The sequence below is a fragment of the Nocardia citri genome, from assembly GCF_054065835.1.
On record NZ_JBSUQM010000001.1, the window covers coordinates 470540 to 485639 of the forward strand.

Sequence of the window (15100 nt, forward strand, 5' to 3'; positions counted from 1 at the left end):
GTTGAGCTGATCGACAACGTTGAGTGTATTCGGCTCAAGTTTCAGTTGACGCCCGGTGTCGAATGGGTGCAGGATTGAGCCGACCACGCTCAGCGTTGCTGGGACCGTGCTCCGTGAGGTGCTTGGGGCGAGGTCTCGCGGCACCCGACCCGGCAGGCCCGGGCGGATGTCGCAGGGCGGGTAGATCGCCTGAAACCCCAGCACCGACACATGTAGTTACGTCAACTAGGAGGAACCACCATGGCTCGTGCGGTCGGAATCGACCTCGGGACCACGAACTCGGTCGTCGCCGTTCTCGAAGGCGGCGAGCCGGTCGTCGTCGCGAACTCTGAAGGATCGCGCACCACCCCCTCGATCGTCGCGTTCGCCAAGAACGGCGAGGTTCTGGTCGGCCAGCCCGCCAAGAACCAGGCGGTCACCAACGTCGACCGCACCATCCGCTCGGTCAAGCGCCACATCGGCACCGATTGGTCCGTGGCCATCGACGACAAGAAGTACACCGCGCAGGAAATCAGCGCCCGCGTGCTGATGAAGCTCAAGCGCGACGCCGAGGCGTACCTGGGTGAGGAGATCACCGACGCGGTCATCACCGTGCCCGCGTACTTCGAGGACTCGCAGCGCCAGGCCACCAAGGAAGCCGGCCAGATCGCCGGTCTGAACGTGCTGCGCATCGTCAACGAGCCCACCGCGGCCGCACTCGCGTACGGCCTGGACAAGGGCGACAAGGAACAGACCATCCTGGTCTTCGACCTCGGTGGCGGTACCTTCGACGTCTCGCTGCTGGAAATCGGCGAGGGCGTCGTCGAGGTCCGCGCCACCTCCGGCGACAACCACCTCGGTGGTGACGACTGGGACGAGCGCGTCGTGACCTGGCTGGTCGACAAGTTCAAGGCCAGTGCCGGCATCGACCTGACCAAGGACAAGATGGCCATGCAGCGCCTGCGTGAGGCGTCGGAGAAGGCCAAGATCGAACTGAGCTCCTCGCAGAGCACCTCGATCAACCTGCCCTACATCACCGTCGACGCCGACAAGAACCCGCTGTTCCTCGACGAGCAGCTGACCCGCGCCGAATTCCAGAAGATCACCTCGGACCTGCTCGACCGCACCCGTGCGCCGTTCCAGTCCGTGATCAAGGACGCGGGCATCAACGTGGCCGACATCGACCACGTCGTGCTCGTCGGCGGCTCGACCCGGATGCCCGCCGTCTCGGACCTGGTCCGCGAGCTGACCGGCGGCAAGGAGCCCAACAAGGGCGTGAACCCGGACGAGGTCGTCGCCGTCGGCGCCGCGCTGCAGGCCGGTGTGCTCAAGGGCGAGGTCAAGGACGTTCTGCTGCTCGATGTCACCCCGCTGTCGCTGGGTATCGAGACCAAGGGCGGTGTGATGACCAAGCTCATCGAGCGCAACACCACCATCCCGACCAAGCGCTCGGAGACCTTCACCACCGCCGACGACAACCAGCCGTCGGTGCAGATCCAGGTGTTCCAGGGTGAGCGCGAGATCGCCTCGCACAACAAGCTGCTCGGTTCCTTCGAGCTGACCGGCATCCCACCGGCCCCGCGTGGCGTGCCGCAGATCGAGGTCACCTTCGATATCGACGCCAACGGCATCGTGCACGTGACCGCGAAGGACAAGGGCACCGGCAAGGAGAACACGATCAAGATCCAGGACGGCTCCGGCCTGTCCAAGGAGGAGATCGACCGGATGGTCAGGGATGCCGAGGCGCACGCCGCCGAGGACAAGGCCCGCCGCGAGGAGGCCGAGACCCGCAACCAGGCCGAGTCGCTGGTGCACCAGACCGAGAAGTTCATCAAGGAGAACGAGGACAAGGTCCCCGCGGACGTCAAGACCAAGGTCGAGGCGGCCATCGCCGAGGCCAACGAGGCGCTCAAGGGCACCGATATCGCGGCCGTGAAGTCCGCGGTGGAGAAGCTCGCGACCGAATCGCAGGCGCTGGGTCAGGCGATCTACGAGGCATCGGCCGCCGAGCAGGCCGCGTCCGGTAACGGCGCGTCCAGCTCCGCGGGCGATGACCAGGTCGTGGATGCCGAAGTTGTGGATGAGCCGGTCGACACGGAGAAGAAGTGAGCGAGGCAAACTCCGAACAGGAGCCGATCACCTTCGTCGACAATCGCAAGATCGATCCGGAGACAGGTGAAATCCGGGAACGGGCGGCGGCGCAATCCGCCGCCGGGCCCGGCCCGGAGGCCGGGAACGGCACCGAACCTGTCATCGCCAACGATGAGGGCGCCGAGATCCTGGCCGAGACCATCACCAAGGAATTGGCCGAGCGCACCGCCGATCTGCAGCGGCTGACCGCCGAATACGCCAACTACCGGCGTCGGGTCGAGCGGGACCGGCAGGCCACCATCGATTCGGCCAAGGCCGCCGTGGTCTCCGAATTGCTCGGTGTCCTCGACGATCTCGATCGTGCGCGGGCGCACGGCGATCTCGAATCGGGACCGCTCAAGTCGGTCGCGGACAAGCTCGCCGACGCGCTGCTCAAGCAGGGTCTGCAGGAATTCGGTACGGAGGGTGAGCCTTTCGACCCGACCCTGCACGAGGCCGTGCAGCATGAGGGCTCCGGACACGATCCGGTGATCGGCCTTGTCATGCGCAAGGGCTATCGGTTCGGCGATCGGGTACTTCGGCACGCGCTCGTCGGGGTAACCGATGGCGTGGCCGATCTGGTCGAAGAAGAGGCATCGGATGCTGATGCCAATGCGAACAACCAATAGGAACCCGAGAGGAGGAGATACCCGGTGAGCCAACGGGAGTGGATCGAAAAGGACTTCTACAAGGAGCTGGGTGTCTCCTCCAGTGCCTCGCAGGACGAGATCAAGAAGGCGTACCGCAAGCTCGCCCGTGACCTGCATCCGGATGCCAATCCCGGCGATACCAAGGCCGAGGAGCGGTTCAAATCCGTCAGTGAGGCGCATGCCGTGCTGTCGGATCCGGCCAAGCGCAAGGAATACGACGAGACCCGAAAGCTGTTCGCCGGTGGCGGATACGGGCGTGGTGGCTTCACTCCCGGTGCGGGTGGGGGCTTCTCGCAGGACTTCAATATCGGGGACATCTTCGGCCAGGCCAATGCCGGCGACGGTGGTCTCGGTGACCTGCTCGGCGGCCTGTTCAACCGGGGCGGCACGCGTACCGCGAGCCGCCCGCGCCGCGGCGCCGATGTGGAGACCGAGACGACCCTCGGCTTCCGCGAGGCCGCACAGGGCGTCACGGTTCCATTGCGGATGACGAGTCCGTCGCCGTGTACGACCTGTCACGGCAGCGGCGCCAAGCCGGGGACCAGTCCGCGAGTCTGCCCCGTCTGTAATGGCAACGGCGTGATCAGCCGCAACCAGGGCGCGTTCGGCTTCAGCGAGCCGTGCGACGAATGCCGTGGTACCGGTTCGATCATCGACGATCCGTGCGTCGACTGCCACGGCAGCGGCATCCAGAACCGGACCCGCACCATTACGGTGCGGATTCCTCCCGGTGTCAGCGATGGGCAGAAGATCCGGTTGGCCGGACAGGGCGAGGCCGGACTGCGTGGTGCGCCCTCGGGTGATCTCTACGTGACCGTGCACGTCAGCCAGGACAAGGTCTTCGGCCGCAACGGCGACGATCTGACCCTGGTACTGCCGGTCAGTTACAGTGAATTGGTTTTGGGCACAACGGTTTCCGTGCCCACCCTGGAAGGGCGCGTCGGCGTCAAGGTGCCCCCGGGTACCGCGGACGGTCGCATCCTGCGGGTGCGCGGCCGTGGCGTGCCCAAGCGTGGCCCCGGCGGCGGTGCGGGTGATCTGCTCGTCACCGTCAAGGTGGCCGTGCCGCAGAAGCTGGACGACAATGCCGCTGAAGCGCTCAAGCGCTATGCGGAGGCGGAGAAGACCAGCGGGTTCGATCCACGGGCGGGATGGGCAGGTGCGTGATGTCCGATAATCCGAAGCAGGCAGCTAGCGGGTCGTCGCGAGCGGAGTTCTTCATGATCTCCGTGGCGGCCCAATTGGCGGGTATGCACGCGCAGACACTGCGCACGTATGACCGCCTCGGACTGGTTACGCCGCAACGGACTTCGGGTGGCGGTCGACGTTATTCGGCACGGGACGTCGAACTGCTCCGCGAGGTGCAGCGGCTATCCCAGGACGAGGGCGTCAACCTGGCGGGCATCAAGCGCATCATCGAACTCACCAATCAGGTCGAGGAACTGCAACAGCGCGTCGCCGAGATGTCGGCCGAGCTGGACCGGCTGCGCGCGGGGTATCGCCCCGATCTCGCACCGCCGCAACGTAGTACCGCACTGGTGGTGTGGCAGCCGCGCAATAGGCGCCGATAAGCGCGGATAACACAAAGGCTCCGGGAATCGGTTTTCGACCGAACCCGGAGCATTTTGTCGTTTCGTGTCGATAAGCGAATGCGTAAGGTCGCAGCGCCGAATCGGGCGTTGGGCCGAATAACTGCTCGCAGTGCTCGAGAAAACTCTGGATCCGGGTTTCGTTACCCGGCAATCGGTTCGACTGCTCACGGGTGTCGTCATATGATCCAGCAGGGTTGCCGATGGTGTGCCGAGATGTGGAGTTTGCTGATGTCCTACGCGCAGCAAACAATGCGATGGATCGGGCTAACGATTCCTTCGGTCACCGGGTCGCCCGGTGTCCGCGGTTGCCCGAGGCGGATGGGCGATCTCGGATCGAGGGTTGCTATGTGATCGCTCCCGGAGTCGGAATCGGATGAATCCCGCAATCCGCGCCTTGCGAATTCGGTAGGTATGCGACGGATTTCGCCGCCGTTTTCGTTCTTTCGGTTTGTTTTCAAGGGCTTTCGTGGTTCGGGTCCTCGTTTCACAGGAATTACATCCATGATGTTTATGCGAGTGATTCCGAAGCTGGCAAACCTCGCTTACACTCGTTCGCATCGGCTGCTGTCGAGTGTCCCGCAGCACTTCACTCGCCGGCACGGGTTTGTGTTCGAGTGCAAAAAGGGGTTGTGACACAAATGGATTCGCGGACCGTCGCTTTGATCAGAACAACGTTCAAGGCGGTTGCTGCGGAGGAGGATGGTCCGGCCAAGCTAGCCCGTTCGTTCTATGCGATCTTGTTCACGGACTATCCCGCCGTCCGGGATTTCTTCCCCGCAGCCATGGACTCCCAGCGTGACCGATTGGTCAAGGCCATTTCCTATGCGCTGGATCGGCTGGAAGAGCCGAATAAGCTATTGCCATTCCTCGCCCAACTCGGGCGCGATCACCGCAAGTACGGGGTGCAGGCCGCGCATTACACCGCTGTGGCCACCTCGTTGAAGACCGCGATGCGGCTCTTCGCGGGCACCGAGATGTGGACCGATGAAGTCGATCGGGCCTGGGATGAGGGCCTGAAGATCATCGGCGACACCATGATCGGCGCGGCCGAACAGGAATCGACGCCGCCGGTCTGGTCCGGGGTCGTCGTCGAGTGCTGCGAGGTGCTGCGCAATCTGGCCATCGTGCGGCTGCAATTGGATCAGCCGATGCAGTACGCCGCGGGTCAATACCTCAGCGTGCAGATCCCGGCCCGGCCCCGCATGTGGCGCTATTTGTCTCCCGCGGTGCCCGCGAATGCGAACGGGGAGATCGAATTCCACATCCGCGGGGTGCTCGGCGGCTGGGTCAGCCCGGCCATTGTCGGCCACACCAATGTCGGTGACCAGTGGCTGCTCGGCTCACCGCTCGGCGGACTCGGCATTCCGCGCAATGTGAAACGCAAAATGCTGATGGTCGGCTGCGGTACCGGCATCGCACCCCTACGCGCCCAAATCATGGCGATGGCGCAGCGGCGCGTCAATCCGCAGGTGCATCTATTCGTCGGCGGCCACCATCCCTGCGACCTCTACGATCTGGAGATCCTGAGCCAACTGGCCACCGCCAATAACTGGCTTACCGTCACACCGGTCACCGAGAGCGATGAAAACCCTTGGTGGTACCCGGATTCCGGTGAACCGCAGCACATCTGGCCGGGCCTGGAAGCTCGCATGACCGGCCAGATCGGCAAAGTCGTCGCGAGCTACGGCTCCTGGGCCGACCGGGATGTGCAGATCGTCGGATCACCCGCGATGGTGCAGACCACCAAGTTCCGGTTGATGGCCGCCGGGACGCAGACCGATAACATTCGCCACGATCCGCTCTTCTGAGCTGTGTCTGATGTGCCGCGCCCGCCGCGCATGTGCTTCGACGACTCGGATGTGCGACGGCCGCGAACTCCTCGCTCGTCGGACTCGCTCGGTCGCGGCTGCCTCCGCTGCTTACAGTCCCTCGAATTGGATTCGCGCGGCGGGAGTTCCGGCTTCGACGATTCTATCCAATGTCATGCGAACCATATTCGGTGAACCGCAGACCAGCACCTGATGGTGGTCGAATGCGCCGTGTGAACCGACGACATCGGCGAGCGTACCGAACAGCATATCGTCGAGCGGAAAGCCGATATCCACGCGCGATTGCTCGTACCATTCGTCGACCCAGCTCGGATCCTCCGGGCTCTCGACCACGGGAATCACTGTGAGCCAAGGCAATTCGCTCGATAGGAGGAACAGCATGTCATCGGCGTACAGCTCGCGCGGGGAACGGCCGCCGACGAACAGGTAGGTGGGCGGCGGATCGTCGTGCCGGGCCAGATCGAGAATCTGCGAACGCATCGGGGCCAGCCCGGTGCCGCCCGCGATCATCACCACCTCGTCGCCGTACGGGTCGACCGCGAAAGTGCCGCGGGGAGCGCTGATCTGCCATTCGTCGCCGGGTTGGGTATCGGCGACGATACTGCCGCTGCACCAGCCGCCCGGCACCGTGCGCACGTGGAATTCCAATTTGCCGTCCAGCGATGGCGGCAACGCGGGGGAGAGCCGGCGGCGCATACCCGGATGCTGCGGCACCCGGACCTCGACCGATTGACCCGCGAGAAACGGGACGTACTCGCCGATCAGGCGGATCACCGCGAGGTCGTGGCGCAGCCGGTGGTGACCGACCACCGTCGACTTCCATTCGGGCGCCGCACCGTTGCCATGCGGGCTCGGATCAATTGTCATTACATCTCTCACACTGGATCTGAGCTGATTACCGACTCGGGGGTCCCCACCGCCATGAGGGCGCGGCGGGTTTCGGCGATCATGCGGGCCGAACCGGCGATCTGGATCTGCCGGTCGGCCCATGAGCCGAAGCTGGCGACAACCGCGCCCAGATTTCCGATCAGGCGGCGGTGCATGCCGTACGGCTCGTCCTGCGGTGGATGCGGATACCACCACGGGTTGGTCTTCTGTTCACAGACCGGGACCACCGTGAGCCACGGATTGCTCTGCGAGAGCTGCCACATATTCTCCACGTCGTAGAGATCGCAGGGGTAGCGGCCGCCGATGAAGAAGTGCACCCGCGGATTGATGCCGCGCTGCCCCATCTCGATCAGCTGGGCGCGCAGCGGGGCGATGCCGGTGCCCGCACCGATCAACAGCACGTCACGGCCGCTGTCGCGATCGATGTGCAGACCACCAAGCGGACCCGCGATCATCCACCGGTCGCCGACGCTGGTCTCGTTGACGACGGCCGGGCTCACCCAACCGCCGCGGATCTTGCGGACATGGAATTCGATCTCGCCATACGGATTGGCTGGAATCGCGGGCGAGAGATAGCGCCACATTTTGGGGCGCTGTGGCAGCGAGACCGGCACGTACTGTCCGGCCTGATACGGAATCGGGCTGTCGGACTGCAGCCGCACAATGGCCAGATCCTCGAGTACCCGGCGATGGCCGACCACGGTCGCATCCCAGTACGGCCGCGATTTGTCGGAATTGGCGCCGATGGCCATGGAGGCGGAAATGAGGATGGTGATATCGCGCCAGCCCTCCTCGAGCGCGCGATTCCACATCGGACCGTTGAAGACCCGGAAGGCGGCCAGCAGCGCCCGGCCCGCCATGTCGTAGTGCGCGGCGATGACGCCGTATTTGCGGTGATCGCGCGCGAGCTGTTCCAGGAACTTCTGGGCGCGGTCCCAGTCCTCGAGATTGTCGAGCACGTAATGGATGGCGGTCACCACCCGCTTCGCCTGCATTTCCATCGCCGGCGGGAACAATTCCCGCAGCTGTGGCTTCTCCGCGAACAGATGACCATAAAATGCACTGATCAACCGCTCGGCTCCGTTCGGCGACTCGATCACCGATCGGAAGTTGGCGCGGACCAGCGCTGCCGAACGCGCATCCACGACGTGGAGCTTCCTTTCCCTCAAAATCTGCCCAGGGACATGTCCGTAACCGGCGGTCCTCCGCCGACAAGTATCCCTGAAAATCACGTGGTCGTGTGAGTATGGCCGATCACGCCCGCGCCAACGGTAATCCGTGGGCGAATCCGGCCAGCAGACGGTACTCGCTACGCTCACTCACGCGGGTCTGCTCAGATGGCTATTACGGTTTTGCCGCGCGCACCCCGCGCGCCGATGACCGACGGTCCCTCGCTCAGCGGAACGGTCGCGTCGATCGGCACGACCACATCGCCGACGGCGACCCGATCGAGCAGGCGGGCCAATTCCGGTCCGCGCCCGAAGGATTCGATATTGCCGCCCCGAATGCCGCGATCGCGCAACGCATCCGGATCGGCGGAGAAAATTGTGGAGTAAACCGTGCCGCCGTCGCGGACCAACGCGGTCAGTTCGGACAGTACCTCGGGTGGACTCACCAGATCGAACAGCGCATCGATACCGTCGGGATGTGCGGCGCCGACCTGTTCGACGATCGGTCCCCGGGTGTAATCGACGGTCTCGGCCGCGCCGAGCCTGGTTATCTGGTCCGCGGCCGCTCCGCGCGCCGTCGCGATGACGTGCGCGCCGGCGATATTCGCCAATTGCACCAGGAAGGAGCCGACACCGCCGGTGGCGCCGACGATCAATACCCGCTGGCCCGGTTCGATCTTGGTGGCGTCCACGATGTCCTGCGCGGTCATACCCGCGGTCGGCAGGGCCGCCGCCGCGATAGTGGGTATCCGGTCCGGGATCGGGACCAGGGTGGCGTCCTCGGGCAGTACCGAGTACTGCGCGAAGCTGCCGTGGCCGACGGGCGGGACCAGGAACTTGCCGACGACGCGGTCGCCGACAGCGAATTTGGTGACGCCCGGGCCGACCGCGGCCACCGTGCCCGCACCGTCGACGCCCAGGATCATCGGAAAATCGTGCGGCAGCTTGCCATCCAGCATGCCGCGGGCCATCTTCTGGTCGAAGGGATTGACACCGGCCGCCTCGACCTGGACCCGGACCGCGCCCACGCCCGGCTCGGGGGTCGGCATCTCGGCTAGTTCAGGTGTTGCTCCGAAGCTTCGTACCACGATCGCGCGCATCCATCGCTCCTCGAGTCGGGCTGGATTGTGCTGCATCAACCAACGGCCAAGGCCATCGTAGGCATCGCGGTGCCATAGACCCGGCGATTGATGCCATTCGGCAGTGTCGCGGCGTAGCGTTCGAGCCGAGTCTGTTCAGGTGCCGAAGAAATCAAAGTTGAGTGGAACAGACTCAACCTTTCGGACGTTGGATGGTACGAATCGACTAGTAGGAAGGTGACTTGTGGACTCGTTCAATCCCACCACCAAGACCCAGGCGGCCCTGACCGCCGCCCTGCAGGCCGCCTCGGCCGCGGGCAACCCGGAGATCCGTCCGGCGCACTTGCTGGTGGCGTTGCTGGATCAAACCGACGGCATCGCCGCTCCGTTGCTCAAGGCCGTCGCGGTAGATCCGGCGACGATTCGCAGCGAGGCACAGAACATCGTGGACCGGCTGCCGCGAGCGACCGGTGCGACCACCACACCCCAACTCGGCCGGGAGGCCCTGGCCGCGATCACCGCCGCCCAGCGCCTGGCCACCGAACTCGGTGACGAATACGTCTCGACCGAACACGTCATGGTCGGCCTGGCCGAGGGCGATTCGGACGTGACCATGCTGCTGATCAAGTACGGCGCGACCCCCGACGCACTGCGCGAGGCATTCACCGCTGTGCGCGGCAGCGCGCGTGTCACCAGTCCGGATCCAGAGGGCAGCTACCAAGCGCTGGAGAAGTATTCGACCGATCTCACCGCGGCGGCCCGCTCCGGCAAACTCGACCCGGTCATCGGGCGTGATACCGAAATTCGCCGTGTCGTACAGGTTTTGAGTCGGCGCACCAAGAACAACCCGGTGCTCATCGGTGAACCCGGCGTCGGCAAGACCGCGATCGTCGAGGGTTTGGCCCAGCGCATCGTGGCCGGTGACGTGCCGGAGTCGTTGCGCGGCAAGTCCGTTGTCTCGCTCGACCTGGGCGCGATGGTGGCCGGTGCGAAGTATCGCGGCGAATTCGAGGAGCGGCTCAAAGCTGTCCTCGAGGAGATCAAAAGCAGTGCGGGACAGATCATCACATTCATCGATGAGCTGCACACCATTGTCGGCGCCGGTGCGACCGGTGAATCGGCGATGGATGCCGGCAATATGATCAAGCCGATGCTCGCCCGCGGTGAGCTGCGCCTGGTCGGTGCCACCACGCTGGAGGAATATCGCAAATTCATCGAGAAGGATGCCGCCTTGGAGCGCCGCTTCCAGCAGGTGCTGGTCGGCGAGCCGTCGGTGGAAGACACCATCGGCATCCTGCGCGGTATCAAGGAGCGCTACGAGGTGCACCACGGTGTGCGCATCACCGACTCGGCACTGGTCGCCGCCGCTACCCTGAGTGACCGCTACATCACCTCGCGGTTCCTGCCGGATAAGGCGATCGACCTGGTCGACGAGTCGGCGTCGCGACTGCGCATGGAAATAGATTCGCGCCCGGTGGAAATCGACGAGGTCGAGCGCGCGGTGCGCAGGCTCGAGATCGAAGAGGTCGCGCTGGAGAAGGAGACCGACGCGGCATCCAAGCAGCGTCTGGACAAGTTGCGCCAGGAACTCGCCGACGACCGTGAGAAGCTCAACCAGCTGATGACCCGCTGGCAGAACGAGAAGAGCGCCATCGATCAGGTCCGGGTCCTCAAGGAGGAGTTGGAATCCCTGCGTGGTGCATCCGAACGTGCCGAGCGCGACGGTGATCTGGGCAAGGCCGCCGAACTGCGCTACGGGCGCATTCCAGCACTGGAAAAGCAACTCGCCGAGGCCGAAAAGACCTCCGCGACAGCCGGTGACGGCGAAGTCATGCTCAAGGAGGAGGTCGGCCCCGACGATATCGCCGAGGTGGTCTCGTCCTGGACCGGTATTCCGGTCGGCCGCATGATGGAGGGCGAAACCCAGAAGCTGTTGCGGATGGAGCAGGAGCTGGGCAGGCGCGTGGTCGGTCAGACCGAGGCGGTGCAAGCGGTTTCCGATGCGGTGCGCCGGGCACGCGCCGGTGTCGCCGACCCGAACCGGCCGACGGGTTCGTTCATGTTCGTCGGCCCGACCGGTGTCGGTAAGACCGAGCTGGCAAAGGCATTGGCGGACTTCCTGTTCGACGACGAACGCGCCATGGTTCGCATCGATATGAGCGAGTACAGCGAAAAGCACTCCGTCGCACGACTCGTCGGTGCTCCGCCCGGCTACGTCGGTTACGACCAGGGCGGTCAGCTGACCGAGGCGGTGCGGCGTCGGCCGTACACGGTCGTGCTGTTCGACGAGATCGAGAAGGCGCATCCGGATGTCTTCGACATCCTGCTCGCCGTGCTCGACGAGGGGCGCCTGACCGACGGCCAGGGCCGCACGGTCGACTTCCGCAACACCATCCTCATCCTGACCTCGAATCTGGGTGCGGGTGGCGATCGGGAGGTGGTCATGAACGCGGTGCGCTCGGCCTTCAAGCCGGAGTTCCTCAACCGCCTCGACGATGTGGTCATGTTCCATGCCCTCGACGAGGAGCAGCTGGAATCCATCGTCGATATCCAGCTCGACCAGCTGCAGAAGCGGCTGTCGCAGCGCAGGCTGAAGCTGGACGTCAGCGATTCGGCCCGGTTCTGGCTCGCCGTGCGCGGCTACGACCCGATCTACGGCGCCCGCCCGCTGCGCAGGCTGATCCAGCAGTCCATCGGCGACTCCCTCGCCAAGGAACTGCTCGCGGGCGAAGTCACCGATGGCGACACCGTCGCGGTCAATGTGACCCCGAACGGTGAGGGCCTCATCGTCGGCCGCGGCTGACCTCGGTGGCCCGGATGCGATCAATTCGCAGCCGGGCCGCCCGGTGACTACGGCGGAGCGAGTCTTACGAGAGACACCAGGGGGCCGCGAACGCGCCGCGCCGCAGGCGCGGCAAAACCAACAGAGCCTACCCTGGAGGCCATGACTCCCAACGATCCCTGGGCTCAGCGACCGGAGGATGCGCCGACGGAACATATCGGTCCGCCGGGTAAGTCGGGATTTCAGCAGCCCGCGCAAACGGCGGAATACACCGATGCGTATGGCCACAACGATGCGACCTCGGTCTATCCGTCCAACGAACAGTTCGCGCGGTGGGGTCCGCCGCCGGTCGATGCCACCAAGGAGTTCCCGCCGTACGACAGCCAGGTCCAGTGGGGCGGTCCGGACGGTGGCACCTGGCAGGAGCCGACCCAGTTCGGTGCGTACCCCCAGGCCGGCGCGCACTATCCGCCCGGACCGCCCGGTGCGCCACTACCCCCGGAACAGCGGCCATCGCGCAAGCGCAATACCGGCCTGTGGATCGCCCTCGGACTCGGGGTGCTCCTGTTGATCGGCGCGGTCAGTGTGGTCGCGGGCGCAGTCCTCGGTGGTAGGGACAGCTCGTCGAGCTCCGCCGCGAGCACCTCGGTCTTTCCGACCGCGGGCCGAGCCACCGGCACCCCGCCCTCGGGTGATCCATCGTCTCCCCACGTCCTGCCGAGCATTCCGGGACTCGGCGGCATCGATGGTCTCGGCGCGACAATGGGCACCGTCACCGCCAACGCTGGTGGCCAATTGACTCTCGACACCATGGGTGGATCCCCCGTCACGGTGCGCACCACCGATAAGACCCAGGTGATCTCGTTGACCGGGACCAAGACGTCCGATCTCAGGGTCGGTGACACGGTCCTGGTGCAGGGCGACAAGGCCGCGGACGGTTCGATCGACGCGAAGATCATCATCAGCACCGCACTGCCCGGCGGCACGCGGTGAAATATCGGCGGGCAGTGATGCGCAATCGCCCCATCGGCTCGATAGGGTAGGCGACGATGACGGCAATATGGTTCGGGTTGGCGGCGGTCGCGCTCGTTGGTGCGATCGTGCTGCTGTATTTCGATCGGGCCCAGCGACAGCGGACCGGTCATGCGCGCCAGGTGTGGGCGAAGGCGCAGGGCTATACATATGTGTCGGTGGAACCGGCGCTGGCCTCGACCTGGCGCCGGGGTGCGTTGGCCAAGCTCGGCTACCTATCCGCGATGGATGTGGTGTCCGGCATCCGCAAGGGCGAGAAATTCGTCCTCTTCGATCTGGAAGACGCGGCGACGCTGGTCGCGGTGCGCAGACAGATCGGTTCCGATATCGATGTGGATATGCGGCTCAAGACCGCGTCCCCGCCCAAGGATGCCGATCTGGAACTGCTCGGGGCGATCGGTGATCGGGTGGTGTTCGCGACCAATCCGGAGATCGCCAGGCACGCCGTCGACCAGCGCATGGTCGCCTTCATCGAATCGTTGTCCGATACCGTGCAGATGCTGTGGAGCGAGGGCAATTGGACCCTCGGCATGCTGAATGTCGGGACGGCGGCCAAGGATTGGGAGTCCGCCATCGATGCCGTGCTGCGCCTGTCCGGTCTGCTGCACGTGCTGCCGCCGGAGAGCGATGTGCGCGGGGTAGATTCCGGTGGTCACGATCCGGGGCGACCGCATCCGCGCAAGTCGCGCTCGGATGATCGGGAAGAGTCGGAGAGTCCGGTCGCGGCGCGGGTCGCGTCGTCGGATTTGCGCAAGGGTGCCGATTTCGACGACGAGGATCCCACCTACGACGAATCGTCTTATGACGAAGACGATTTCGACCGGCCGAAGTACCGGGAGTACTCCGACGACGACTACGACGAGGATGAACCGGCCGCTGATCCGGAGCCGCCGCGCCGACCCAGTCTCGCCGTCGTCCCAGATTCCCGCTCGCGGGCCCGCGACGAGCGTTGGGCGCCGGAACCGGAGGACGACTGGCCCTCGCCGGACCGCCCGGCCCAGCGCGAACCCGCCGACCCCGAGCCGGATGCGGACGAGTCGCCGTCGGCCGAGCACGCATCGCAACCGCCGGGTGGCCCGTTCCACCCGGGATTCCGCCCGTATCAGGGACCCGTGCCGCAGTGAGCGGGCATGGCGACCTCTCGACCTGGATTTTGTCATGACCAACACTCCTGAGCGCCTGCCCGGTGCCACCCGTCCGGTCGCGCTGATCACCGGACCGACCTCCGGTATCGGGCACGGATTCGCCGTGCGCTTGGCCACACTCGGCTATGATCTGGTGCTCGTCGCTCGCGACAAGGACCGGCTGAACGCGCTGGCCGCGGAAATGGAGCGGAAGTTCGCGACTCGTTCGGAGGTGCTCGTCGCCGATCTGGCCGAGACCGAGGATCGGGATCGGGTGCTGGCACGCGCCGCCGACGGCGTCGAATTCCTGGTCAACAATGCAGGATTCGGCCAATCGGGGGAGTTCTGGACGCAGCCACCGGCCGCGGTCCAGGCGCAACTCGATGTCAATGTCACGTCGGTGGTGCAGCTCACCAGGGCCGCGCTGCCGTCGATGATCGCGGCCGCGAAGGGTTCGATCATCAATGTGGCCAGCGTCGCGGGTCTGATCCCCGGACGCGGCTCGACCTATTCGGCCTCCAAGGCCTACGTCGTATCCTTCACCGAAGGGCTGGCGGGCGGACTGGCCGGAACCGGAGTGCGGGTCCAGGCGCTATGTCCCGGATTCGTACATACCGAATTCCACGAGCGGGCCGGCATCGAGATGTCTTCGCTGCCGAAACAGCTGTGGCTGAGCGTCGACCAGGTGGTCGCCGGTTCGCTACGTGATCTGGAGAAGGACCGGGTGCTCAGCGTGCCCGGTGTGCAGTACAAAGTGCTCACCACCGCCGCCGGGATGATCCCGCGAGCCCTGGCGGCCCGACTCAATCGCGGCCTATTCAATGCACGGGGAAGGACTTGACAGAC

12 protein-coding genes are annotated in these 15100 nt (G+C 65.1%); 9 read left to right on the forward strand and 3 right to left on the reverse strand.

The window, feature by feature from the left end; genetic code table 11:
• Nucleotides 1–240: 240 nt before the first annotated feature.
• From dnaK to ACW2Q0_RS02265, 5 genes are all read left to right on the forward strand, one after another.
• A complete protein-coding gene (gene dnaK / locus ACW2Q0_RS02245; RefSeq protein ID WP_457185523.1) occupies nt 241–2088 on the forward strand; it encodes a molecular chaperone DnaK in 1848 nt (615 codons plus the stop codon).
• Entirely contained in the window at nt 2085–2738 is a 654-nt protein-coding gene (gene grpE, locus ACW2Q0_RS02250) for a nucleotide exchange factor GrpE (protein ID WP_457185525.1), read from the forward strand. Before dnaK ends, grpE begins: the two co-directional genes overlap by 4 nt.
• A gap of 24 nt (nt 2739–2762) precedes the next feature.
• On the forward strand, nt 2763–3926 hold the full coding sequence (gene dnaJ / locus ACW2Q0_RS02255) for a molecular chaperone DnaJ (protein WP_040696951.1): 1164 nt from the start codon (nt 2763–2765) through the stop codon (nt 3924–3926).
• The gene (locus ACW2Q0_RS02260; protein ID WP_457185527.1) at nt 3926–4330 is read left to right on the forward strand and encodes a heat shock protein transcriptional repressor HspR; all 405 of its coding nucleotides are present in this window, start codon (nt 3926–3928) and stop codon (nt 4328–4330) included. Before dnaJ ends, ACW2Q0_RS02260 begins: the two co-directional genes overlap by 1 nt.
• 659 nt (nt 4331–4989) lie before the next feature.
• Nucleotides 4990–6159 (forward strand): FAD-binding oxidoreductase, encoded by a 1170-nt coding sequence (locus tag ACW2Q0_RS02265; RefSeq protein ID WP_457185529.1) that lies wholly within the window; start codon nt 4990–4992, stop codon nt 6157–6159.
• Nucleotides 6160–6270: 111 nt separating this feature from the next.
• On the opposite strand, the gene ACW2Q0_RS02270 is transcribed toward ACW2Q0_RS02265, so the two are convergent.
• The 3 genes from ACW2Q0_RS02270 to ACW2Q0_RS02280 all read right to left on the reverse strand — a co-directional run bounded on the left by ACW2Q0_RS02270 (nt 6271) and on the right by ACW2Q0_RS02280 (nt 9337).
• Entirely contained in the window at nt 6271–7047 is a 777-nt protein-coding gene (locus tag ACW2Q0_RS02270; protein WP_457185531.1) for an FAD-binding oxidoreductase, read from the reverse strand.
• 8 nt (nt 7048–7055) lie between these two features.
• Nucleotides 7056–8213 carry an FAD-binding oxidoreductase gene (locus ACW2Q0_RS02275; RefSeq protein WP_457185533.1) on the reverse strand — a complete coding sequence of 386 codons (1158 nt, stop codon included), beginning with the start codon at nt 8211–8213 and terminating at the stop codon, nt 7056–7058.
• A 188-nt stretch (nt 8214–8401) separates the two neighbouring features.
• Complete coding sequence (locus ACW2Q0_RS02280) at nt 8402–9337, reverse strand: NADP-dependent oxidoreductase (protein ID WP_457185535.1); 936 nt, start codon at nt 9335–9337, stop codon at nt 8402–8404.
• Nucleotides 9338–9560: 223 nt separating this feature from the next.
• On the opposite strand from ACW2Q0_RS02280, the gene clpB reads away from it, so the two are divergent.
• The 4 genes from clpB to ACW2Q0_RS02300 all read left to right on the forward strand — a co-directional run bounded on the left by clpB (nt 9561) and on the right by ACW2Q0_RS02300 (nt 15095).
• Nucleotides 9561–12119: an ATP-dependent chaperone ClpB gene (clpB, locus tag ACW2Q0_RS02285; RefSeq protein WP_457185537.1), complete on the forward strand. Its 2559-nt coding sequence runs from the start codon at nt 9561–9563 to the stop codon at nt 12117–12119.
• Nucleotides 12120–12260: 141 nt separating this feature from the next.
• Nucleotides 12261–13091, forward strand: coding sequence for a DUF5666 domain-containing protein (locus ACW2Q0_RS02290; RefSeq protein WP_457185539.1), 831 nt, complete (start codon nt 12261–12263; stop codon nt 13089–13091).
• A gap of 56 nt (nt 13092–13147) precedes the next feature.
• Nucleotides 13148–14254: a hypothetical protein gene (locus tag ACW2Q0_RS02295; protein WP_457185541.1), complete on the forward strand. Its 1107-nt coding sequence runs from the start codon at nt 13148–13150 to the stop codon at nt 14252–14254.
• Nucleotides 14255–14288: 34 nt separating this feature from the next.
• Nucleotides 14289–15095, forward strand: a complete 807-nt coding sequence (locus tag ACW2Q0_RS02300; RefSeq protein WP_457185543.1) for an SDR family NAD(P)-dependent oxidoreductase — start codon at nt 14289–14291, stop codon at nt 15093–15095.
• The last annotated feature ends 5 nt before the right edge of the window (nt 15096–15100 follow it).

Bases quoted from the DNA above. Each gene is read 5' to 3' on its own strand.
- dnaK (WP_457185523.1), top strand. From the start codon at position 241: ATGGCTCGTGCGGTCGGAATCGACCTCGGGACCACGAACTCGGTCGTC.
- ACW2Q0_RS02260 (WP_457185527.1), top strand. From the start codon at position 3,926: ATGTCCGATAATCCGAAGCAGGCAGCTAGCGGGTCGTCGCGAGCGGAG.
- ACW2Q0_RS02265 (WP_457185529.1), top strand. From the start codon at position 4,990: ATGGATTCGCGGACCGTCGCTTTGATCAGAACAACGTTCAAGGCGGTT.
- ACW2Q0_RS02270 (WP_457185531.1), bottom strand. From the start codon at position 7,047: ATGACAATTGATCCGAGCCCGCATGGCAACGGTGCGGCGCCCGAATGG.
- ACW2Q0_RS02280 (WP_457185535.1), bottom strand. From the start codon at position 9,337: ATGCGCGCGATCGTGGTACGAAGCTTCGGAGCAACACCTGAACTAGCC.
- ACW2Q0_RS02290 (WP_457185539.1), top strand. From the start codon at position 12,261: ATGACTCCCAACGATCCCTGGGCTCAGCGACCGGAGGATGCGCCGACG.
- ACW2Q0_RS02295 (WP_457185541.1), top strand. From the start codon at position 13,148: ATGACGGCAATATGGTTCGGGTTGGCGGCGGTCGCGCTCGTTGGTGCG.
- ACW2Q0_RS02300 (WP_457185543.1), top strand. From the start codon at position 14,289: ATGACCAACACTCCTGAGCGCCTGCCCGGTGCCACCCGTCCGGTCGCG.